21 protein-coding genes are annotated in these 22179 nt (G+C 68.4%); 10 read left to right on the forward strand and 11 right to left on the reverse strand.

The features are described 5' to 3' along the window. Nucleotides 1-14: 14 nt before the first annotated feature. Nucleotides 15-995, reverse strand: coding sequence for a heme o synthase (locus NQK81_RS08095; RefSeq protein WP_016333153.1), 981 nt, complete (start codon nt 993-995; stop codon nt 15-17). A 298-nt stretch (nt 996-1293) separates the two neighbouring features. Between NQK81_RS08095 and tkt the strand changes: the two genes are divergently transcribed. From tkt to NQK81_RS08130, 7 genes are all read left to right on the forward strand, one after another. Then, nucleotides 1294-3396 (forward strand): transketolase, encoded by a 2103-nt coding sequence (gene tkt / locus NQK81_RS08100; protein WP_126731785.1) that lies wholly within the window; start codon nt 1294-1296, stop codon nt 3394-3396. A 10-nt stretch (nt 3397-3406) separates the two neighbouring features. Then, nucleotides 3407-4519 carry a transaldolase gene (tal, locus tag NQK81_RS08105; RefSeq protein WP_192745224.1) on the forward strand — a complete coding sequence of 371 codons (1113 nt, stop codon included), beginning with the start codon at nt 3407-3409 and terminating at the stop codon, nt 4517-4519. A 9-nt stretch (nt 4520-4528) separates the two neighbouring features. Beyond that, a complete protein-coding gene (locus tag NQK81_RS08110; protein WP_257487717.1) occupies nt 4529-6148 on the forward strand; it encodes a phosphoglucose isomerase-related protein in 1620 nt (539 codons plus the stop codon). Continuing rightward, nucleotides 6145-7674 carry a glucose-6-phosphate dehydrogenase gene (zwf, locus tag NQK81_RS08115; RefSeq protein ID WP_126731779.1) on the forward strand — a complete coding sequence of 510 codons (1530 nt, stop codon included), beginning with the start codon at nt 6145-6147 and terminating at the stop codon, nt 7672-7674. Before NQK81_RS08110 ends, zwf begins: the two co-directional genes overlap by 4 nt. Then, nucleotides 7671-8672 carry a glucose-6-phosphate dehydrogenase assembly protein OpcA gene (opcA, locus tag NQK81_RS08120; protein WP_016333148.1) on the forward strand — a complete coding sequence of 334 codons (1002 nt, stop codon included), beginning with the start codon at nt 7671-7673 and terminating at the stop codon, nt 8670-8672. Before zwf ends, opcA begins: the two co-directional genes overlap by 4 nt. Further along, nucleotides 8669-9427, forward strand: a complete 759-nt coding sequence (gene pgl, locus NQK81_RS08125) for a 6-phosphogluconolactonase (RefSeq protein ID WP_126731775.1) — start codon at nt 8669-8671, stop codon at nt 9425-9427. The genes opcA and pgl overlap by 4 nt, the downstream gene beginning before the upstream one ends. Before the next feature lie 583 nt (nt 9428-10010). Further along, entirely contained in the window at nt 10011-11213 is a 1203-nt protein-coding gene (locus NQK81_RS08130) for a sensor histidine kinase (RefSeq protein ID WP_167373484.1), read from the forward strand. Between the two features lie 7 nt (nt 11214-11220). On the opposite strand, the gene NQK81_RS08135 is transcribed toward NQK81_RS08130, so the two are convergent. The 7 genes from NQK81_RS08135 to NQK81_RS08165 all read right to left on the reverse strand — a co-directional run bounded on the left by NQK81_RS08135 (nt 11221) and on the right by NQK81_RS08165 (nt 17657). Then, the gene (locus NQK81_RS08135) at nt 11221-11562 is read right to left on the reverse strand and encodes an RNA polymerase-binding protein RbpA (RefSeq protein ID WP_034311760.1); all 342 of its coding nucleotides are present in this window, start codon (nt 11560-11562) and stop codon (nt 11221-11223) included. Between the two features lie 65 nt (nt 11563-11627). Continuing rightward, nucleotides 11628-11858 (reverse strand): preprotein translocase subunit SecG, encoded by a 231-nt coding sequence (gene secG / locus NQK81_RS08140; RefSeq protein ID WP_016333144.1) that lies wholly within the window; start codon nt 11856-11858, stop codon nt 11628-11630. Nucleotides 11859-11997: 139 nt separating this feature from the next. Next, nucleotides 11998-12783 carry a triose-phosphate isomerase gene (gene tpiA, locus NQK81_RS08145; protein WP_034311753.1) on the reverse strand — a complete coding sequence of 262 codons (786 nt, stop codon included), beginning with the start codon at nt 12781-12783 and terminating at the stop codon, nt 11998-12000. Further along, on the reverse strand, nt 12783-13991 hold the full coding sequence (locus tag NQK81_RS08150) for a phosphoglycerate kinase (RefSeq protein WP_306856058.1): 1209 nt from the start codon (nt 13989-13991) through the stop codon (nt 12783-12785). Before NQK81_RS08150 ends, tpiA begins: the two co-directional genes overlap by 1 nt. A gap of 9 nt (nt 13992-14000) precedes the next feature. Further along, the gene (gene gap / locus NQK81_RS08155) at nt 14001-15005 is read right to left on the reverse strand and encodes a type I glyceraldehyde-3-phosphate dehydrogenase (RefSeq protein WP_038515534.1); all 1005 of its coding nucleotides are present in this window, start codon (nt 15003-15005) and stop codon (nt 14001-14003) included. Nucleotides 15006-15183: 178 nt separating this feature from the next. After that, the gene (locus NQK81_RS08160; RefSeq protein ID WP_257487719.1) at nt 15184-16371 is read right to left on the reverse strand and encodes a winged helix DNA-binding domain-containing protein; all 1188 of its coding nucleotides are present in this window, start codon (nt 16369-16371) and stop codon (nt 15184-15186) included. Between the two features lie 41 nt (nt 16372-16412). Further along, entirely contained in the window at nt 16413-17657 is a 1245-nt protein-coding gene (locus NQK81_RS08165) for an acyltransferase family protein (protein ID WP_257487720.1), read from the reverse strand. Nucleotides 17658-18200: 543 nt separating this feature from the next. Here NQK81_RS08165 and NQK81_RS08170 point away from each other — a divergent pair. Both NQK81_RS08170 and NQK81_RS08175 read left to right on the forward strand, forming a co-directional pair. Beyond that, nucleotides 18201-18785 (forward strand): YiiX/YebB-like N1pC/P60 family cysteine hydrolase, encoded by a 585-nt coding sequence (locus NQK81_RS08170; RefSeq protein ID WP_257487721.1) that lies wholly within the window; start codon nt 18201-18203, stop codon nt 18783-18785. A 71-nt stretch (nt 18786-18856) separates the two neighbouring features. Further along, nucleotides 18857-20086, forward strand: a complete 1230-nt coding sequence (locus NQK81_RS08175; protein ID WP_257487722.1) for a YycP family beta-propeller protein — start codon at nt 18857-18859, stop codon at nt 20084-20086. A gap of 42 nt (nt 20087-20128) precedes the next feature. On the opposite strand, the gene NQK81_RS08180 is transcribed toward NQK81_RS08175, so the two are convergent. Further along, the gene (locus tag NQK81_RS08180; protein WP_257487723.1) at nt 20129-20551 is read right to left on the reverse strand and encodes a nitroreductase family deazaflavin-dependent oxidoreductase; all 423 of its coding nucleotides are present in this window, start codon (nt 20549-20551) and stop codon (nt 20129-20131) included. Between the two features lie 87 nt (nt 20552-20638). On the opposite strand from NQK81_RS08180, the gene NQK81_RS08185 reads away from it, so the two are divergent. After that, entirely contained in the window at nt 20639-21577 is a 939-nt protein-coding gene (locus NQK81_RS08185) for an AraC family transcriptional regulator (protein ID WP_257487724.1), read from the forward strand. On the opposite strand, the gene NQK81_RS08190 is transcribed toward NQK81_RS08185, so the two are convergent. Further along, nucleotides 21561-21974 (reverse strand): type II toxin-antitoxin system VapC family toxin, encoded by a 414-nt coding sequence (locus NQK81_RS08190; RefSeq protein ID WP_257487725.1) that lies wholly within the window; start codon nt 21972-21974, stop codon nt 21561-21563. The two genes, NQK81_RS08185 and NQK81_RS08190, sit on opposite strands and share 17 nt — an antisense overlap. Then, complete coding sequence (locus NQK81_RS08195; protein ID WP_257487726.1) at nt 21964-22140, reverse strand: hypothetical protein; 177 nt, start codon at nt 22138-22140, stop codon at nt 21964-21966. Before NQK81_RS08195 ends, NQK81_RS08190 begins: the two co-directional genes overlap by 11 nt. Between the last annotated feature and the right edge of the window lie 39 nt (nt 22141-22179).

Here is a 22179-nt window from a genome sequence, read left to right on the forward strand (position 1 = left end):
CACGCGCTACAAGATCAGAAGGGCAGCCCGATGGCAGGCAGCCCGATCGCCGAGTCCACCGCCAGCGCGACGAACACGATCATCAGGTACGTGTTCGACCGGTGGAACAGCGACATCGGCTTGGTCTCCTCGCCACGCCGCACCGCCGCGTTCAGGCTGTGCGCGTAGAAGAGGAACCAGCCGCCCGCCAGGATCGCGAACGTCGTGTAGATCCAGCTCGTCACCGGGACCAGCAGCAGCGTCCACGCGACCATCACCCACGAGTAGATGACGATCTGCCGCGCCACGTGCTGCGGGGTGGCGACCACCGGCAGCATCGGCACGCCGGCGCGCTCGTAGTCCTCGCGGTACTTCATGCCCAGCGCCCAGGTGTGCGGCGGGGTCCAGAAGAAGATGACGCCGAACATCACGAACGCGGGCCACTCGACGGTGCCGGTGACGGCGGCCCAGCCGATGACGACCGGCATGCAGCCCGCCGCGCCGCCCCAGACCACGTTCTGTGACGTACGCCGCTTCAACACCAGCGTGTAGACGAAGATGTAGAAGAGGATCGTCACGATCGCGAGGATCGCCGAGAGCAGGTTCACCGTGAAATAGAGCACGACGAACGACAGGACGCCGAGCACGAGACCGAAGATCAGCGCACCGCGCCGGGGCACCGATTCCTTCACCAGCGGACGGCGCTTCGTGCGGTTCATCACCTTGTCGATGTCCGCGTCGATGACGCAGTTCAAGGCGTTGGCGCTGCCGGCGGCCATGGTGCCGCCCACGAGCGTCGCGAGCACCAGCCACGGCGACGGGATTTCCCGGCCTGCCAGGAACATCGCGGGAATCGTGGTGACCAGGAGGAGCTCGATCACCCTGGGCTTCGCGAGGGCGGCGTACGCGCCGACGACCTGGCGGATAGTTCGCCGGCCACCGTGCGGTCGTTCACCGGTCGGATGTACGGCGCTGGTGCTGTCACTGCGTCCGTGCGCAGCGTTCACCAACGACATTTCACTCCCTGCGTCAGTTTTCGGGGCGGGGTCCACCAGGCTTCCGGGTGATGTGGCGGCCCCGGATCCCGTGTTCTGAACCCTTCCCCGATGGTAGACGTGCTGTTTCCAGAGGGTGATCGCGGGTCCTCGACCGGCCGAACCATTAGGCTGGCCGCGGTAGCTCGCGGCGTACCTCTGCGAACGGCCCGGACCAGGAATATCGTCCCTTCCGGATCGATTGAGATTAGTAGCGGTGCACGTGGGTTACCCACGAGGGAAGAGAAGCCACAACCTGATGACGGGGAGTTCGAGTTCAGTGTCCGAAACCGCCTCTACCAGCGAGAAGAACCCACTCCTCCGGCGCAACGTGCCCGCCGACTGGACCGAGAACGACACGCGGGCCGTCGACACCGTTCGGGTGCTCGCCGCGGACGCGGTCGAGAACTGCGGCAGCGGTCACCCCGGCACCGCGATGAGCCTGGCGCCGCTCGCGTACACGCTCTTCCAGCGGACGCTGCGTCATGACCCGGCCGACCCGGAGTGGCCCGCTCGTGACCGCTTCATCCTCTCCGCCGGTCACTCGAGCCTCACCCTCTACATCCAGCTGTACCTCGCCGGGTTCGGTCTGGAGCTGGAAGACCTGAAGCAGCTGCGCAAGTGGGACTCGAAGACCCCGGGCCACCCGGAGTACCGCCACACCAAGGGCGTCGAGACCACCACCGGCCCGCTGGGCCAGGGCCTGGCCAACGCGGTCGGCATGGCGATGGCGGCCCGCCGCGAGCGCGGCCTGCTGGACCCGGACGCCCCGCAGGGCGAGAGCATCTTCGACCACTACGTCTACGTGATCGCCTCAGACGGTGACATCGAAGAGGGCGTCACCGCCGAGGCCTCCTCGATCGCCGGCCGCCAGGAGCTGGGCAACCTGATCGTCTTCTGGGACGACAACGAGATCTCGATCGAGGACGACACCAAGATCGCGCTGTCCGAGGACGTCGTGAAGCGCTACGAGGCCTACGGGTGGCACACCCAGGTCGTCGAGGGTGGCGAAGACGTCGTCGCGATCGAAGAGGCCATCAAGGCCGCGAAGGCCGAGACCGAGCGCCCGTCGTTCATCGCGCTGAAGACCGTCATCGGGTACCCGGCGCCGAAGAAGATGGGCACCGGCAAGGCCCACGGCGCCGCCCTCGGCGCCGAAGAGGTCGCCGCGGTCAAGGAGATCCTCGGCTTCGACCCGGAGCGGAGCTTCCAGGTCGACGACGAGGTCATCGCGCACACCCGCCAGGCCGTCGACCGCGGCAAGGCCGCCCGCGCCGAATGGCAGGAGAAGTTCGAGGCGTGGGGCGCCGCCAACCCGGAGCGCAAGAAGATCGCGGACCGGATGGCCACCCGCTCGCTGCCCGAGGGCTTCGCGGACAACCTGCCGACGTGGGAGCCGGACGCCAAGGGCATCGCGACCCGCAAGGCCTCCGGTGAGGTGCTCAACGCGCTCGCCGAGCCGCTTCCCGAGCTGTGGGGCGGTTCCGCGGACCTCGCGGAGAGCAACAACACCACCATGAAGGGGGCCGACTCGTTCGGCCCGGAGAAGGCTTCCACCGACATGTGGAAGACCAGCCCGTACGGCCGGACGCTGCACTTCGGCATCCGCGAGCACGCGATGGGCTCGATCCTCAACGGCATCGCGCTGCACGGCGGCACCCGTCCCTACGGCGCGACGTTCCTGATCTTCTCCGACTACATGCGCCCGCCCGTGCGGCTGGCCGCGCTGATGAAGGCGCCGGTCACCTACGTGTGGACGCACGACTCGATCGGCCTGGGCGAGGACGGCCCCACCCACCAGCCGATCGAGCAGCTCTCCTCGCTGCGCGCGATCCCCGGCCTCAACGTCGTCCGCCCGGCGGACGCCAACGAGACCGCGTACGCGTGGAAGGCCGTCCTGGAGGACGTCCACCACCCGTCGGGCCTCGCGCTGACCCGGCAGAACGTGCCGGTCCTGGAGGGCACCAGCGCCGAAGGCGTCAAGCGGGGCGGTTACGTCCTCGCCGAGGCGTCCAACGGCAGCCCCGAGGTCGTGCTGATTGCGACCGGTTCCGAGGTCCAGCTGGCCGTCGAGGCCCGCAAGACCCTCGAAGCCGACGGCATCCCGGCGAGCGTCGTCTCGATGCCGTGTGTCGAGTGGTTCGACGCGCAGGACCAGTCCTACAAGGACTCGGTCATCCCGCCGTCGGTCAAGGCACGCGTCTCCGTGGAAGCCGGTATCGCCCAGTCGTGGCACCGCTTCACCGGTGACGCCGGGGTGAACGTTTCGATCGAGCACTTCGGTGCGTCGGCCGACGCCGCCACACTGTTCCGTGAGTTCGGTTTCACCGCGGAGGCAGTCGTCGAGGCCGCCCGTCGCTCGATCGCCAACACCAAGAACTGAGAGGACTCCAATGAGCAACGACAAGCTCGCGCAGCTGTCCGAGGCCGGGGTGTCGATCTGGCTCGACGACCTGTCCCGTGAGCGCCTGAACACCGGCAACCTCGCCGACCTGATCCGCGACAAGCACGTCGTGGGTGTCACGACCAACCCGACGATCTTCGCCAACGCGATGTCGAAGGGCGAGGCGTACGACGAGCAGACCAAGGAGCTCGCCGCCCGCGGCGCCGACGTCGAGGCCACCATCCGCGAGCTGACCACCACCGACGTGCGCAACGCCGCGGACCTGTTCCGCGACGTCTACACCGCCACGAACGGGGTCGACGGCCGGGTGTCCATCGAGGTGGACCCGCGCCTGGCCAAGGACTCCGACAAGACGGTGGCCGAGGCGCAGGACCTGTGGAAGACCGTGGACCGGCCGAACGTGCTGATCAAGATCCCGGCCACCGAAGAGGGTCTCCCGGCGATCACCAAGACCCTGGCCGAGGGCATCAGCGTCAACGTCACGCTGATCTTCTCGGTCGAGCGGTACCGGGCGGTCATCGAGGCCTACTTCGCCGGGCTGGAGCAGGCGAAGGCCAACGGCCACGACCTCAAGGGCATCCACTCGGTCGCGTCGTTCTTCGTGTCCCGTGTGGACACCGAGATCGACAAGCGGCTCGACGCGATCGGCACCGACGCGGCCACCGCGCTGCGCGGTGAGGCCGCCATCGCCAACGCGCGGCTCGCGTACGCGGCGTTCGAGGAGCTGTTCGCCTCGGACCGCTGGAAGGCGCTCGCCGAGGCCGGCGCGAACCCGCAGCGTCCGCTGTGGGCCTCCACCGGTGTGAAGGACCCGCAGTACTCCGACACCCGCTACGTGGACCAGCTCGTCGTCAAGGACACGGTCAACACGATGCCGGAGAAGACCCTCGAAGCCGCGGGCGACCACGCCGAGATCACCGGTGACACGGTGACCGGCAAGGGCCCCGACGCGCAGGTCGTCTTCGACAAGCTGCGTGTGGTCGGCATCGACATCGACGACGTCTTCCTCACGCTGGAGAACGAGGGCGTCGAGAAGTTCGAGAAGTCGTGGACCGAGCTTCTCGAGACCGTCACCGGGCAGCTGGAAAAGGCAAAGGACTGATCACCGACCATGGCAGGGGAAACGACCGGCGTCGAAATCGTCGACGCCGCCCTGGCCGGCGAAGCCGCTCCGTTCGCGGAGCGGCTCGTCGCCGACCAGGTCGCATCGAAACTGGCGTCCCAGGACGCCACACTGTGGGGTCCCGAAGCCGAGTCCGAAGCGTCGATCCGTCTCTCGTGGACGACGCTGCACAAGTCCTCGCGGCCGTTGATCGGCGAGATCGAGGCACTGCGGACCGACCTGCGTTCCGAGGGCGTCGACCGCGTCGTCCTCGCGGGCATGGGCGGTTCGTCGCTGGCCCCCGAGGTCATCACCGCGACCGACGGCGTCCCGCTGACGGTCCTCGACACCACCGACCCGGGCCAGGTCGCCGACGCGCTCGCCGGTGACCTGGAGCGCACGGTCATCGTCGTGTCGTCGAAATCCGGCGGCACCGTCGAGACCGACAGCCACCGCCGGATCTTCGCGAAGGCCTTCGCCGACGCGGGCATCGACGCAGCCCGGCGGATCGTGGTCGTCACCGACCCCGGCTCGCCGTTCGCGGAACTGTCCGAAAAGGAGGGTTACCGCAAGGTCTTCCTCGCCGACCCGAACGTCGGCGGCCGTTACTCGGCGCTGACCGCGTTCGGGCTCGTCCCGGCCGGGCTCGCCGGCGCGGACGTCGCCCGCCTGCTCGACCAGGCCGCTTCGGTGGCCGACGAGCTGGCCACCGACTCCGTGGACAACCCGGCGATCAAGCTCGCGGCGGCGTGGGTCGCGGCGCACGAAAAGGGCGCCGAGAAGGTCGTCATCGGCGACACCGGCTCCGGGATCAAGGGCTTCGCCGACTGGGCGGAGCAGCTGATCGCCGAATCCACCGGCAAACAGGGCACCGGTCTCCTGCCGGTCGCCGTCGAAGGCCCGGACTCCCCCGGTTTCGCCGACGCCAAGGGCGACGCCACCCCGGTGGCCGTCGGCGCGGCGGAAGGCGCGGCGCAGATCGCCGTGACCGGTTCGCTCGGCGCGCAGTTCCTGCTGTGGGAGTTCGCCACCGCGCTCGCCGGACGGCTGCTCGGGATCAACCCGTTCGACCAGCCCGACGTCGAGGCCGCCAAGAAGGCCGCGCGTTCGCTGCTCGACAACCCGGACAAGCTCAAGGGCGGCGAGAAGCCGTCCACTGTGGACGGCGCGGTCGAGGTGTTCGGCTCGGAAGGCGTTGCCACGGAAGGGAAGCTCGCGGACATCCTGCGGGCTTTCTTCGACTCCGCCCCGGAAAACGGTTACATCGCGGTGCAGGCGTACCTCGACCGGCTCGACGACGCGTCGACGGCGCTCCTGCGCGGCGAGATCGCCAAGCGCACCGGCCGCCAGACCACCTTCGGGTGGGGGCCGCGGTTCCTGCACTCGACCGGGCAGTACCACAAGGGCGGGCACCAGAACGGTGTCTTCCTGCAGATCACCGGCGCCGTCGAGGACGATCTCGACGTTCCGGACCGGCCGTACACGCTCGGCGTCCTGCAGCACGCGCAGGCGCTGGGTGACGGCCAGGTGCTCGCCGAGCACGGCCGTCCGGTGCTGCGCCTGCACCTCACCGACCGGGCCGCCGGCCTGGCCGAACTGGTCCGCGCGGTACAGGAGGCCGGCGAGTGACACGAGCCTGGAACAACCCGCTGCGCGACCCGCGCGACAAGCGGCTGCCGCGGATCGCCGGGCCGTCCAGCCTGGTGATCTTCGGCGTCACCGGTGACCTGGCCCGCAAGAAGCTGATGCCGGCGATCTACGACCTCGCCCACCGCGGCCTGCTGCCCGCCGGGTTCTCGCTCGTCGGGTTCGCCCGGCGGGACTGGGAGCACCAGGACTTCGGCGAGCTCGTGCACGACTCGGTCAAGGAGCACGCGCGGACGCCGTTCAAGGAGTCGGTGTGGAACCGGCTCGCCGAAGGCATCCGCTTCGTCCAGGGCACCTTCGACGACGACGAGGCCTTCGACAGGCTCGCGCAGACGGTCAAGGACCTCGACGCCGAGCGGGGCACCGGCGGCAACACCGCGTTCTACCTGTCGATCCCGCCGAGCGCGTTCCCGGTGGTGACCAAGCAGCTCGCCCGCTCCGGCCTCGCCGAGGCGAGCGAGGACACCTGGCGCCGCGTCGTCATCGAGAAGCCGTTCGGCCGCGACCTCAAGAGCGCCAAGGAGCTCAACGAGATCGTGAACGACGTCTTCCCCGAGGAGTCGGTGTTCCGCATCGACCACTACCTCGGCAAGGAGACGGTGCAGAACCTGCTGGCGCTGCGCTTCGCGAACCAGCTGTTCGAGCCGATCTGGAACGCCAACTACGTCGACCACGTGCAGATCACCATGGCCGAGGACATCGGTCTCGGCGGCCGCGCGGGGTACTACGACGGCATCGGCGCCGCACGCGACGTCATCCAGAACCACCTGCTGCAGCTCCTCGCACTGACCGCGATGGAGGAGCCGGTCTCGTTCGCTCCGCGCGCGCTCCGCGCGGAGAAGGTCAAGGTGCTTTCGGCGACCAAGCCGCTGGCGCCGTTCGACGAGACCACCGCGCGCGGGCAGTACGCGGGCGGCTGGCAGGGCGGCATGAAGGTGCCGGGCCTGCTGCAGGAAGGCGGTTTCGCGAAGGACTCGACCACCGAGACCTACGCCGCGGTGACGCTGGAGGTGCAGAACCGCCGCTGGGCCGGGGTTCCGTTCTACCTGCGCACCGGCAAGCGGCTGGGCCGCAGGGTCACCGAGATCGCCGTGGTGTTCAAGCGGGCGCCGCATCTGCCGTTCGACTCGACCTCGACCGAGGAGCTGGGCCAGAACGCGCTGGTGATCCGGGTGCAGCCCGACGAGGGCATCACGCTGCGGTTCGGGTCGAAGGTGCCGGGGACCACGATGGAGGTCCGCGACGTCACCATGGACTTCGGCTACGGGCACGCGTTCACCGAGTCGTCCCCGGAGGCCTACGAGCGGCTCATCCTGGACGTGCTGCTCGGCGAACCGTCGCTGTTCCCGGTGAACGAAGAGGTCGAACTTTCCTGGGAGATCCTGGACCCGATCCTCGACCACTGGGCCAAGAAGGGCGCGCCCGAGGCGTACCCGCCCGGTTCGTGGGGACCGCCGTCCGCGGACGAAATGCTGGAGCGTACCGGCCGGAACTGGAGGCGTCCGTGATCATCGACCTGCCGTCGACCACGACGTCGCAGCTGAACAAGAAACTCGTCGAGATCCGCGAACAGGGCGGGCAGGTGGCGCTCGGCCGGGTGCTGACGCTGGTCATAGTGGCCGACGACGACGACAAACTCGAAGAGGCGATCGAGGCAGCCAACGAGGCCAGCCGGGAACACCCCTCGCGGGTGATCGTGGTGGCCAAGGGCGCGCGGACCGCGGCGCCGCGGATCGACGGCCAGATCCGGGTCGGCGGCGACGCCGGCGCGAGCGAGGTCATCGTCCTGCGGCTCTACGGCCCGCTGGCCTCGCAGGGCCAGAGCGCGGTCGTGCCGCTGCTGCTGCCGGACGCGCCGATCGTCACCTGGTGGCCGGGCACCGGTCCGAAGGCTCCGGCCAAGGACCCGCTCGGCGAGCTGGCCCAGCGCCGGATCACCGACTCGGCGGCGGAAAAGGCGCCCATAAGGGCACTCACCACGCGGGCGAAGTCCTATGTGGAGGGTGACACCGACCTGGCGTGGACCCGGCTGACCCGGTGGCGCGCGCAGCTGGTGTCCGCTTTGGACCTTCCGCCGTACGAGAAGGTCACCGGCGCGACGGTGACCGGCGAGGCCGACTCGCCGTCGACCGAACTGCTCGCCGGCTGGCTGGCCGAGTACCTCAAGGTGCCGGTGAAGCGGGTCAAGAGCAGCGGTGCCGCGGGCATCATCTCGGTGACCCTGGACCGGCGGTCCGGCCCGGTGGAACTGCACCGGCCGGACGGACGGGTCGGCATGCTGACCCAGCCGGGCCAGCCGACGCGCCGGATCGCCCTGCAGCGGCGGGACAACAAGGACTGCCTGATCGAGGAGCTGCGGCGGCTCGACCCGGACGAGGTCTACGAGGCTTCACTGAACGGGCTCGGCAAGATCTCGTCGGGCACCGCGAAGCCCGCTCCGGCGAAGAAGGCGGCTCCGGCGGCGAAGAAGGCTCCGGCCGCCAAGACCGCGAAGAGCGCCTCATGAGCAAGACCGAGGTCGTCGTCTACGAGAACCCGGACCTCCTGGCCGCCGCCGCGGCGGCCAGGCTGGTCACCCGGATCGTCGACGTCCAGGCCGCCAAGGGCTCCGCTTCGGTGGTGCTCACCGGTGGCGGCACGGGAATCGCGATCCTGCGCGAACTGCGCGACTCCAGTGCCCGTGACGCCATCGACTGGTCGCGGCTGGACCTCTACTGGGGCGATGAGCGCTTCGTCCCGGCGGACTCGGACGACCGCAACGAGAAGCAGGCCCGCGAGGCGCTGCTCGACCACGTCCCGCTCGACCCGAAGCGGGTGCACGCCATGGCACCCTCGGACGGCGAGTTCGGGGACGACGTCGACGCGGCGGCCGCGGCCTACGCGGAGGTCCTGGCGGCCAACGACGCGGCGTTCGACATCATGCTGCTGGGCCTCGGCGGGGAGGGGCACACCGCCTCGATCTTCCCCGACAGCCCGGCGGTGCACGAGAAGGAACGCTCGGTCGTCGCGGTGCGGGACTGCCCCAAGCCGCCGCCGACCCGGATCTCGCTGACCCTGCCCGCGATCCGTCGCGCACAGGACATCTGGCTGGTCACCGGCGGCGACGCCAAGGCCGACGCCGTCGCGCAGGCGCTGGCCGGTGCGGGCGAGGTCGAAATCCCGGTCGCCGGGGCACGCGGCTCGCGTCGCACGCTCTGGCTGCTGGACCGAGGCTCCGCCTCGAAACTCACGAAGGTCTATCAGCCCCCTACGACGGGCTGACGCTTCGCGCGTGAAGGCCCCCTTCCCTCGGCTGAGCCGAGGGAAGGGGGCCTTCACGCGCTTCAAGAGCTTCAGGAGCTGAAGGCTGCGGCGCGGCGCCTCGGTCCAGGTGGTCGTGAGTGGCGATTCGGGTTCTAACCCGAATCGCCACTCACGACCACCTGGACCGAGGCGTCTGGTGACACCCTCATGGCGGAAGTCCGTGAAGGCCTCCTTCCCTACCCTGAAGGTAGTGAAGGAGGCCTTCACGGACTTCGCGCGGCAGGGTCACCGCGCGGCCACGAAACGTGATGTAGATCAACTTCCGGCGGCTTTCGCATCAGAGAGGACTTGTTCGCGCGTCGAAACGATCAACGGACCACCGAGCCCGGGTGGTCCGGTGTGGATTCGACCGACCGAACGTTCATGCACTTGTCCGCAGAGCGGACAGTGACCGGACAGTCGCTAGCCCGACTGGGGGAAACTTACCGCCCTTGTACATCCACCCGTTAGCATCCGCACATTTGTTCGTTCCTGCGCGTCCCGATCGGGCGAAGAACACGTCTCACCATTCAAGTCCACAAGACGAGTGAGGTCGCCAGCGATGAGCACAGAGGGTCTCTCGATGCCAGGTATCTCGGTGGGCGGCTCCGGAGCGGACGCCGCCGACCGGATGCGCCGTGCCGCCGGGGTCATTTCGTTCGCCAAGATCAAACGCCCGGCGCTGGTCGCGCTGGGCATCGACACACTCGCGATCTTCCTTGCCGCGCTCGACGTGTGGCTGGTGATCCCCGAGAAGGCTCAGCCGTACTCGATCTACCTGTCCGGCGCCGCGTGCCTCGGTCTCGCCTTCCGGCGCAAGCTGCCGTTCCTCGCGGTGATCGTCACCGTCCCGGGGTTCCTGGCAGGCTGGTCGCAACTGGCCGCGATGATCGCGCTCGGCTTCCTCGCCACCCGCAAACAGATGCACTGGCAGACCTGGACCGGGTTCGCGCTCGTCTTCACCTGCCGGTTCGTCCAGTGGCCGCTGGCCGACTTCGTCGAGCTCAGCTGGCGCGAGCACGTCTTGGACGGCATTTACGGCGTCATCGTCGCCGGGATGCCGGTGGCCATCGGCCTGCTCATCGGAGCGCGGACGGAGATCTCACAGAAGCTGTCCGAACTCGCCGCCAGCCGCGACCGCGAACGCCGCTTCCACGCCGACGCCGTCCGCGCGGAGGAGCGCGCCCGCCTCGCGCGGGAGATGCACGACGTCGTCTCGCACCAGATCACGCTGATCGCGATGCAGGCGGGCGCACTGCAGGCCCAGACCACCGACGCCCGGTCGCTCGAAACCGCGCAGGTCATCCGCAAGCTGAGCACCAAGACGCTCGAGGAACTGCGTTCACTCGTGAGCGTGCTCCGCTCGGGCTCCGAAGACGACGGGCCCCGGCCGGGGATCAACGAACTCGACCGGCTGATCCGCGGTTCGGACGTCCCGGTGCATCTGACCGTCGAGCGGATCCCCGACCTGCTGCCCAGCCAGGTTTCGGCGGCGGCCTACCGGACCGTGCAGGAATGCCTGACCAACGTGCACAAGCACGCGCCCGGCGCCACCGCGACCATCCGGATCCAGGGCGAGCACGGTTCGCTCAAGGTCGAAATACGCAACGAGCGCGCCCGGACCCCCGGTGCGGCCCTGCCCTCGGGAGGGCACGGGCTGACCGGGCTGGCCGAACGCGCTCGACTGCTGGGTGGGAGCTTCGAGACCGCCGACACCGAGGACGGCGGGTTCCGGGTGCGTGCCCGGTACCCGCTCGACCGGTGAGCGAAGGCTAGATCTCCCGGCGCTGGCGCAACCGCTCCAGCGCCTCGGCGAGGATGGCCTCGCCGTCGGCGTCGGAACGCCGTTCCTTCACGTACGCGAGGTGAGTCTTGTAAGGCTCGGTCCGCGGCGCGGCAGGAGGGTTCTTCTCGTCCTGCCCACCGGGGAGCCCGCAGCGCGGGCAGTCCCACTCGTCGGGGATCTCCGCGTCCATCGAGAACGAGGGCTGTGCCTCGTGCCCGTTGGCGCACCAGTAGGAAATGCGGCGCCTCGGCGCCGACTCACCCCGTTCCGATTCGCCCGAAGGACCGGCACCCACACGGGTGCCCCGAATCGCGTTACCGCCAACCATGAATCCTCACACCTATAGGGATCGGCGGCGCGCCCCCCATAGGCACGCCGAAACACCTGGATCGATCAGACCTTGAGCAGGAGCCCGAGGCCGATGATGCTGATCAGCCACACCGCGCCCAGCAGCAGCGTGATCCGGTCGAGGTTCTTCTCGGCCACGCTCGAGCCGGAGAGGCTCGACTGCATACCGCCACCGAACAGCGAAGACAGACCGCCACCACGGCCGCGGTGCAGCAACACGGCGACCACCAGCAGCACGCTGGAGGCGATCAACAGGATTTGCAGGAACAGCTTCATGTCATCCTCTGCGCTCTTGGAGAATGCAGGAAAACGGTGTGCACAGGCGGCTCTTGGCCACCAGGACACACCGTACTCCTGGACTCGTCCACTGCTGTGTGACGGACCGGATACCCAGGTTACCCGGTAGGTGCCCCGATCAGGGCAGGGGCCCGCCCGCGGCGAGTGCGCAGAGTTTGGTGAACTCGTCACCATCCAGGCTGGCACCACCGACGAGCGCACCATCGATGTTCTCGCAGGCGACGAGGTCACTGATGTTGTTGGCCTTGGCCGAGCCGCCGTAGAGCACCCGGACCGAGGACGCGACCTCGGCACCGTACTTCTCGGCGAGGGTGGCGCGGATGGCTCCGCACACCTCCTCGGCGTCCTGCGGGGTCGCGACCTTGCCGGTCCCGATCGCCCAGACCGGCTCGTAGGCGACGACGACGTCCTTGACCTGCTCGGCTTTGAGCCCCTTGAGGCCCTCGACCAGCTGGGTCGTGGTGTGGGCGATGTGCTCGCCGGCCTCGCGGACCTCGAGCTTCTCCCCCACGCACAGGATCGGCGTGATGCCGTGCTTGAGCGCGGCCTTGACCTTCTTGTTCACCAGTTCGTCGGATTCGCCGTGGTACTCACGCCGCTCCGAGTGCCCGACGGTGACGAAGCTGCAGCCCAGCTTCGCCAGCATCGGGCCCGACACGTCACCGGTGTAGGCACCGGAGTCGTGCGGCGACAGGTCCTGGGCGCCGTAGGTGAGCGACAGCTTGTCGCCGTCGGTCAGCGTCTGGACGCTGCGGATGTCGGTGAACGGCGGCAGGACCGCGACGTCGACCTTCGCGTAGTACTTCTCCGGCAGGGCGAAGGCGATCTTCTGAACCAGCGCGATGGCTTCGAGGTGGTTCTGGTTCATCTTCCAGTTGCCGGCGATGAGCGGTTTGCGCGCCACTAGTCGTTCTCTCCCAGCACAGCGACTCCGGGCAGTTCCTTGCCCTCCAGGTACTCCAGCGACGCGCCGCCGCCGGTCGAGATGTGCGAGAAGCCGTCCTCCGGCAGGCCGAGCTGCCGCACGGCCGCGGCGGAGTCTCCCCCGCCGACCACGGTGAACGCGTCGCTCTCGACCAGCGCTTCGGCCACGGCACGGGTGCCGCCGGCGAAGGACTCGAACTCGAACACGCCCATCGGGCCGTTCCAGAACACGGTCGCCGCGTCGGCCAGCTTGCCCGCGAACAGCTCCCGCGACTTCGGGCCGATGTCGAGACCCATCCGCCCGGCCGGGATGGCCGTCGCGTCGACGACGTCGAACTCCGCGTCGGCCGCGAAGCCCGTCGCGGCGAGGACGTCCACCGGCAGGATCAGCTCGACGCCGCGCTTCTCCGCCTCGGCGAGGAAGCCGCGGACCTGCTCCAGCTGGTCCTCCTGCAGCAGCGAGTTCCCGACCTCGTGGCCCTGGGCCTTGAGGAAGGTGTACGCCATGCCGCCGCCGATGAGCAGCCTGTCGACCTTGGTCAGCAGGTTCGCGATGACACCCAGCTTGTCCGAGACCTTGGCGCCGCCGAGGACGACGACGTACGGACGCGCGAGGTCCTCGGTCAGCTTCTTGAGGACGTCGACCTCGGCCAGCACCAGACCGCCCGCGTACGCCGGAAGCGCACGCGCGATCTCGTAGACCGAGGCCTGCTTGCGGTGCACGACACCGAAACCGTCGGAGACGAACGCGCCGCCCGGGACGAGCGCGGCCAGCTCGGCGGCCAGCTCCTGCCGCTCGGACTCGACCTTGCTGGTCTCGCGCGCGTCGAAACGCACGTTCTCCAGCAGGGCCACCTGGCCGTCGGTCAGGCCGGCGACGGTGACCTTGGCGGACTCGCCGACCAGGTCACCGGCCAGCGGGACGTCGACGCCGAGCAGCTCGGTGAGCTTCGCGGCGACGGGCGCGAGCGAGAACTTCGGGTCCGGCTCGCCCTTGGGTCGGCCGAGGTGCGCCGTGACGACCACCTTCGCGCCCGCCTCGGCGAGACGCTTGAGGGTCGGCAGGGCCGCGCGGACGCGGCCGTCGTCGGTGATGGTCTCCCCGTCGAGCGGGACGTTCAGGTCGGATCGCACGAGTACGAACCGGCCCGAAACGTCCTCGCCCAGCAGGTCTTCGAGGTTCTTCAGCGCCATGGGTCAGGAAAGCTTGGTGCCGACGAGCTTGACGAGGTCGGCGAGGCGGTTGGAGTAGCCCCACTCGTTGTCGTACCAGCCGACGACCTTGACCTGGTTGCCGATGACCTTGGTCAGCGGCGCGTCGTAGATGCAGGACGCCGGGTCGGTGACGATGTCGGCCGAGACGATCGGGTCGTCGCTGTAGCGCAGGATGCCGGCCAGGGGGCCCTCGGCGGCGGCCTTGTACGCGGCGTTGATCTCCTCGAGGGTCGCGCTCTTGGTCAGCGTGACGGTGAGGTCGGTGGCCGAACCGGTCGGGACCGGGACGCGGACCGCGTAGCCGTCGAGCTTGCCGTTGAGCTCCGGCAGGACCAGGCCGATGGCCTTGGCGGCACCGGTCGAGGTCGGGACCATGCTCAGCGCGGCGGCGCGGGCGCGGCGCAGGTCCTTGTGCGGCGCGTCCTGCAGGTTCTGGTCCTGCGTGTACGCGTGGATCGTGGTCATCAGGCCCTGCTCGATGCCGAAGGCGTCGTTGAGGACCTTGGCCAGCGGGCCGAGGCAGTTGGTGGTGCAGGACGCGTTCGAGATGATCGTCTGCGAACCGTCGTACTTGTCGTCGTTGACGCCGAGGACCACGGTCAGGTCCTCGCCCTTGGCGGGCGCGGAGATGATGACCTTCTTGGCGCCACCGGCGATGTGCGCCTTGGCGGCGTCGCCGTTGGTGAAGAAACCGGTCGACTCGACGACGACGTCCACGCCGAGGTCGCCCCAGGGCAGGTTGGCCGGGTCGCGCTCGGCGAGGGCCTTGATCGTCTTGCCGTCGACGACGATGCCCTCGTCGCTGACGCTGACCTCGCCCGGGAAGCGGCCGAGGATGGAGTCGTACTTGAGCAGGTGGGCCATGGTGGCGACGTCGCCGAGGTCGTTGAACGCGACCACCTCGATGTCGTGACCGGCGGCCTGCACGGCCCGGAAGAAGTTGCGGCCGATGCGGCCGAAGCCGTTGACACCTACGCGAACCGTCACTGCTGCCACTCCCTTGAGACTCGTCCGGGATCGCCCCGGTAAGACGTCCTTTACTCGGGCGCAACCCTAGCGTGCGTGCTCGGGCGACCCTCTTTGCCCTGACGAGACTTCCACCACTCGGTGGGTCAGGTCAAGAATCGATTAAGACCATCGCTACCAGGCCGTCTTGGGGAAACTCTCAGCTTCCTTGTGCTAGCCGTCGCTCCAACGGTGTCCGCATTCGTGGCGTGACTCGCACCTCTCCGAACCACTCGGCCAGGTGGTTCGCCTCCGCCTCGACGGCCCGCTCGACGTCCGTGCCGACGTCCTCCAGGAGGTGATGGACGATCTCGCCGTCCGGGCGCTGCGCCCAGCCGCCGACGATGCGGCCGTCGGCCCAGACCGTGGGCCCGATGTTGCCGGTACCGTCGAACAGCGGCGCCTTGTGCGGGCCGAGATACCAGTCGCGCTCGATCCAGCCCATCGACGTCGGATCGAGCGACGGGAGCAGCGCGACCCAGGGTTCGGGCTCCGCGACCGGCTCCAGATCGTCGGCCAGCACCACGCCGGGAACACCGTCGAGGTCGACCTCGACCGGTTGAATCTCGGCGAGCGCCTTCTTCGTCTGCCCCGCCGTCCAGCCCGTCCACCAACGGAGGTCCGCGATCGGCGCGGGGCCGTAGGCGTAGAGCCACCTTCGGGCGAGCTCGACGCGGGCGGCGTCGGCGTCCCATTCGGCGAGGCCCTGTGGCAACCAGCCCTCCATCGGCGCCCAGTAGTACTGACTGCTGATCCAGCTTCCGCGCGGACGGCCGCGCACGATACGGCCGTCGACCGCGAGCTGGAAGAGGACCCGGCTGGTGACGTTGGCGATCGCCTCGTACGGCTTTCCCTTCGCCATCAACAGCTGTTGCTTGAGCCGCGGCTCGTCCTCGGACAGCTGTTGCGCCGTCGCCGATCCCCTGGCTTTCAGCGCCCGCTCGGTCGCGTCTTCGACCTCGGCGAGCCAGCGGCCGGGTTCTGTGACGTTCTCCGGGTGCCCCTGTGTGCCGAGGTGCTGTTCGAGCAGGCGGCGCTGCTTCTTGGCGATGTCGGCGGAACAAGCGGCCTGCACGAGCGCGGCGTTCTCGTGCCCGAGGACGAAGACCGTGCGGCGCATGCCGAGCATCCGGATCAGCGTCCGCTCTTCGTAGAGCGCGTTCTCCAGCTCGGCGACGCCACTGCCCTTCACGCGCGCCCACGCCGACAGGTGCACCGACGCCGGGTCCGTGGCGTGCAACGCGACGACCGCGTCCGCGGCGGCGTGCACCGACTCGGCGGGCGCGGCGAGGCGATGACGCGTCGCGAGGCGGGCGCGGCGCTGCGCGGTATCGATCTTGGGGGTCACGGATCGGTTCTATCACCGAGGTCCGACAAAACCCCGGCTCGTCAGTTCCGATGCTCCCGGCAGTGGGCCACCGGTGCCCCGGGCCGCGGCTCGAAGCGAGCGACTTGAGGCGCCGGCAGGCGAGGCGGCCGAGGCGGCACGGCCGGGATCACCTGGGTGATCTCGTCGTCCGGGTGCGGCGCGCGTCTTCCGCCGCCGGACCGGGTTTCGTCCGGCACCCGGAGGTAGATCCGCAGCTTCTGGGTCGGCCGTTCGATCAGCCGCCAGGACACCACCCCGCAGAGGTACGCGGTGGGCACCGCGAACACGATCAGCAGGTACGAGTCGCGCACCCCGGCGAGGGTGTACAGCTGTTGCACCGGCATTCCCCACACGTACATCCCGTAACTGGGATAGACCCACTGGTCGTAGCCCTCCAGCCGGCGCGGCCAGTGGTACGCCCAGGTGATCGCGCCGTAGCCCGCGGCGATGGGCAGGATGAAACGCGTCGCGGGTTCGATGGGCGGGGTGAAGTTCGCGACGAGATAGAGCGCCACCAGCGCGTACGCGACGGCCGGGCGCAACGGGATCAGGTCCCGGTAGCTGTGCAGCAGCATGCCGAGGACGAACGCCACCAGGAACGCCACCATCGACCCCAGCGGCACGCTGAACAACGAGCCCGCGTTGCCGTGGAAGCCGACCGAAGCCCCCATGAACCCGTCCGCGACCATGAACGCCAGCAGCAGCGGGAACAGCACGATCCGTCCGCGCGCGAGGCCGCCCACCAGCCCGATGACGAGCACGATCAGATATCCGGTGGTCTCCATCGGGAGCGTCCAGATCGAGCCGTTCGCGGAGAACGGGTACGGGTTCTCGGTGAACACGCCCGGGAGCAGATGCTGCAACGGGTACAGCATCGCGTTGTTCACGACGTAGCCCCAGGTGTCGTGATTCCCCCAGTACTCACGCGGGCTGAGCACCGTCACCAGCGGCCCGATCACGAACGCCGTCACCATGACCACGAACAGCAGCGGCGGCCAGATCCGCAGCACGCGCTTGAGCAGGTACCGCCACCACGAGGAGTCTCGCCGCCAGCTGTCCGCGATCTGGTAGCCGCTCATGGCGAAGAAGCCCATGAGCGCGAAGTACCCCAGCGAGATGTTCCAGCTCGACGGCAGGCTGGTGATCCGGCTCGGCTCGATGATCGGGAAACAGTGCTCGAAGACGACCAGGATCGCCCCGAACATCCGCAGCCACGCGAACCCGGTGTCCGGTTTCGCGTAGGTCTTCGCGCCCGGGCTACTCATGGACCACCGGCGCGGGCCGGACGCGGACCAGGCTCATCGGAACGTCGCGTTCGATGGCTTCGGAACAGGTGATCACGTCCACGGCACACCCCGCTCGCCGGTCCATTCGATCAACCGGTGCGCCTCTCCCCGAACCCGCCATGCGCGGGAGGTTACCGGTGGCTTGCCGGGGCCGTACGGGATACCGATACTTCTGGTGGGAAAAGCACCGACGTTACCCTTGCCGAACACCCAGAGCGCAGAAGGAGCAACCCACGGTGACCGAGTCTGATCGTTCACGCCGGGAACGCAACCTGGGACTCGTGGTGATCCTGGTGCTGGTGCTCGTCCTGGAGACCGCGGTGATCGGTTACCTCGTCACCTCGAACTGAGCCACGGCCCTCCGGGCTGTCAGGCGTTCACCGGACTCCCGCGACTCTTCGAACCCGTTACTTTCGAGTCCGTCAACGGAACGGGACCCGAGTTCTTGTGCGCGATCGCGCCGGGTACCGCTGTCCACCGGTTGAAAGAGTGGGGAGATCCATGTCCAAATTCGGGAGATTCTTGGCGACGTCAGCCGCGACCGCCGCAATGGCGGGAACGGCGATGTTCGGCCTGTTCGCCGCGCCCGCACAGGCCGCGGAAACGGACGCGTCGAGCGAGATCGGAATCGCTTCCTCCGACGACGGCGCCTGCAAGACGAAGAAGACGGTCGGAAACGCGAGGAACAAGGGAGACATCTTCCACTCCTACGCCAAGACCACCGTTTTCAAGCACAACCACGTCGGCATCTACTACACGACGAAGACGATCGTGGAGGCGCCCGGCTCGGGTAAGAAGAGCAAGGCCGTCACGGCGTCCACGCTGAAGAAGTGCGGCCCCATCTACAAAATGTCCGTCGACGTCGAGCAGTCCACCCGGAACAAGGCGGCCGACCACGCTTACAACAAGTTCCGTGATCTGCCCTACGACTCGAACTTCGCCGACAACAAGGACAACAGCAACGGGAAGCTGAACTGCTCCGAGCTGGTGTGGAAGGCCTACAAGCACGGCGCCAAGGTCGACTTGGACAGCAACGGCGGGCCGGGCGTCTACCCCGACAACATCAAGGATCACAAGAGCACCGAGGTCTACGCGACCATCAAGTAACCACATCCAGTGGACGGTGCGGCCCGCCGGGTGCGGGCCGCACCGCCCACCGCCTGAGAGGATCCGGCCCGGTGCGCCTCCCCAGATTCATCGCGCTCGCCGCCTGCGCGCTCCTGCTCACGACGGCCTGTGCTTCCCCCGACAGCGGAGCGGAGATGAACATCGCCGATCCCGCCGCGGTGAAACTCGGTGAGACCGTCGTCGCGTTCTCTCTCAGCCCGGACACTTCCGCCGACAATCCGGCGGAAAAGCGACAGCCCGGCTATCTGGTCCTGGTGCGGGCGGACGGCGGAACGCAGCTGATCGAGACCAGCGGCATGACCGAGTCGCATATAGCGTGGTCGGAGACCGGACTGTTCTTCAGCGACGACAACCGCGACTATATTCTCGGCAAGGACGGCCTGGCCGGCTTCGAGAACAAGAAGGCAGGGCATCAGCAGTCGGCTTTCGCATTGCCCGGCGGCACAGGTTTCGTCGCGGTCTACAACGAAGGCTTCTCTGAAGCCGGATACACCAATCAGGTAGCCGTCACCACTTCGACCGGTTCACGGCTTTACCGGGTCGAGGGAAACTACTTCATGAACGCGCTGTGCGGCGGTGTCCTCAATGGGATCGCCACCGATGCGGGAGCTCATTTCGCGGAGTCGGCCGCGATTCCCGGTATGCGCTCGAAGGTCGATCCCAGTGCGCAGCCGGAGCTGCTTTCCCAGCTGTACCCGGCGACCGTTGGAAAGGAAAAGGTCCTCGCCTGGAGAGGGGTCTTCGACGCGGGAGACCACAACCGGCACGTGCCCTGTCACGACGGTGTCATCACGTTCCTTTCCGATTACACCGACGCCGACGGCAAGCCCCGGACGACCGTCGTTTCGTGGAACACGGGCGACGGCAAGTACACCGAACAGCCCCTCGTGGACGCCGAGGGCCGCCCCGTCACCGAGAAACTGGTCGACCCCGAAATGTTCTCCCAGAAGACGTACGACGCCAGAGCCCTGCGGGGAGGTCACCTCGAATGGCTCGCCGCCGACGGCCGGATCATGACGACCGAGATCGCGTCCGGGGTCACCGTGCCGCGGTTCGGCACCGGGTTCACCTCGGACAGCGATTCGTCCAGCCAGGCGGCCTTCACGGACCGGTCGATCACCCTGATCCAGGAGAGGTTCGACGGCAAGACGCCGGTCAAGATCAAGCGGTTCGACCGCGTCACCGGGAACCTGATCACCGAAGTCACCGTGCCCGGACTGGCGGAACGGTTCGGCATCCAGTTCAACCTGCGCGGTATGGCCGTCCCGCCGGGCTCGTGAGTGGTGAGGACGGTGAGAACCGTCCTCACCACTCACGAGGTCCTAGACCCGCTCCAGCTCGAAGACCGGGATGACCCGGCTGGTCTTGCTCTGGTAGTCGGCGAACTGCGGCATGACGGCGGACTGCCTGGCGTAGACCTCGTCGCGCTCGGCGCCGGCGAGCAACCGCGCGCGAACCGGGAAGGTCTCGGTGCCAAGCTCGACCTTCGTGTCCGGGTGCGCCACCAGGTTGTGGAACCAGGCCGGGTTGTCGTCGGCGCCACCCTTGCTCGCGAAGATGTAGATCCGGTCGCCTTCGAGGAGCGGGACGAGCGGCGCGATGCGCTGGGTGCCGGACTTCGCGCCGGTGTGGTGGACGAGGACCAGCGGGTAGCCCTCGAACATGCCACCCGCCTTGCCGCCGGTCTCGCGGAACTCGGCGATCACGGTGCGGTTGATCTGGTCGAAGTCGAACGTGTCAGTCATGACCTCGATCGTATGACGCACCCGGTGACCGTATCGATGCCTAAAGATGCCATGAACATATCCGTTTGTCGCACTATCCTCGACGGCATGGACCTGTTGGCCGAAGCGCTCGCCGTGGGCGGCGTCCGTGGCACCGCCGGAGCGCGGATCGAGGCGTCCGGACCGTGGGGCATCCTCTGGCACGGCATCTCCCGCGCCGCCTTCTACGCCATCACCTGCGGCACGGCCTGGCTGGAACTGGCCGGGCACCCGCCGCGGCAGCTCATGCCCGGCGACGTCGTCCTGTTGCCGAACGGCCCGGAGCACACTCTGCGCAGCGCTCCGGACGTCGCGATCATTCCCAACCTGTGCACGGCGGCCGAGAAGGCGCGGGACTGCGGTGGCGTGCTGCGCCTCGGCTCCGGGGACGTGGAGACGCATGTCCTCGGCGCGTCCTACGACTACGACCCGGCGGTGTCCACCCAGGTGCTCGCCACCCTGCCCGAGCTGGTGCACATCCGCGCGAACCACGTCGGGGGCGGGCTGGACGACACCGTCCGGCTGTTGTCGCGGGAACTGGCCTCCCCGCAGATCGCCACCGAGTTCGTCCTCAACCGGCTCGTCGACATCCTCCTGGTCCAGTTGCTGCGCGCGTGGCGGACCGAGAAACCGGCCGAGGCGCGGGGAACCTGGCTGGGTGTCCTCGGCGATCCGCTGATCAGCGTGGCGCTGGCGAAGATCCACGAGGCCCCGGCGAAACCGTGGACCACCGACCTGCTCGCGGCGGAACTGGCGACTTCGCGCAGTACGTTGACCCGGCGCTTCCGCGAGACCACCGGCCGGACCCCCGGCGAGTACCTCACCCAGTGGCGGATGGACCTGGCCGCCGTCCGGCTGCGCGACACCGGCGACACGGTGGACACCATCGCCCGCTCGGTCGGCTACACGTCGGTGTACGCGTTCAGCCGGGCTTTCCGCCGCGCTCGCTGTCAGGCTCCTGGGCAGTACCGGGCCTCGACGCGGGAAGGCATCACGCCGGCCGGGTGACCGGAACGACGTCGAGAAGATCCTTCAGGCCTGCGAAATTCTGCGGGGTGGTGGTGTACAACGGCATCCGGTGCGCGATGGCCACACTGGCGATCATCAGGTCGGCCACCCGGCGCCGGGACGTCCTGCCCATCGCGAGCACGGACGCCGACACCCGGCCGAAGATGCGGGCCGCCTCGGTACCGAACGGCAGTGGATCGAATTCCGATTCCACTCGTTGCAGCAGATCCGTGCGCCGGGCTCGTTCGGCTGGGTCGGTGGCGTAATGCGGACCCGCCGAAAGCTCGGCGAGCGTGATCGTGCTGATCGACATCAGATCCGGCAGCTGGGCGTGATCGATCGACCGCCGCAGAATGAGGATGTTCGTGGCGAGCAGGCCGTGGACCTCACCGGCCATAGGGATCGTCCGCCTCCCCTTCGAAGGCCTCGTCGAGGTCCGCGCGGAACCTTTCCGGGTCGATGAGCGGAGCGTTCGCCGAGCCGGTGGCGAACTGGTCACGGGAAACGGCGTGCCGTCGACACAGCGGGACCAGCTGGGCGATGGGCGAACCACTGCGGGTCACGGTGAAGGACTCACCGTGCTCGACCGCATGTGCCCCGGA

It is taken from the genome of Amycolatopsis roodepoortensis, assembly GCF_024628825.1.
GTDB classification, from domain to species: domain Bacteria; phylum Actinomycetota; class Actinomycetes; order Mycobacteriales; family Pseudonocardiaceae; genus Amycolatopsis; species Amycolatopsis roodepoortensis.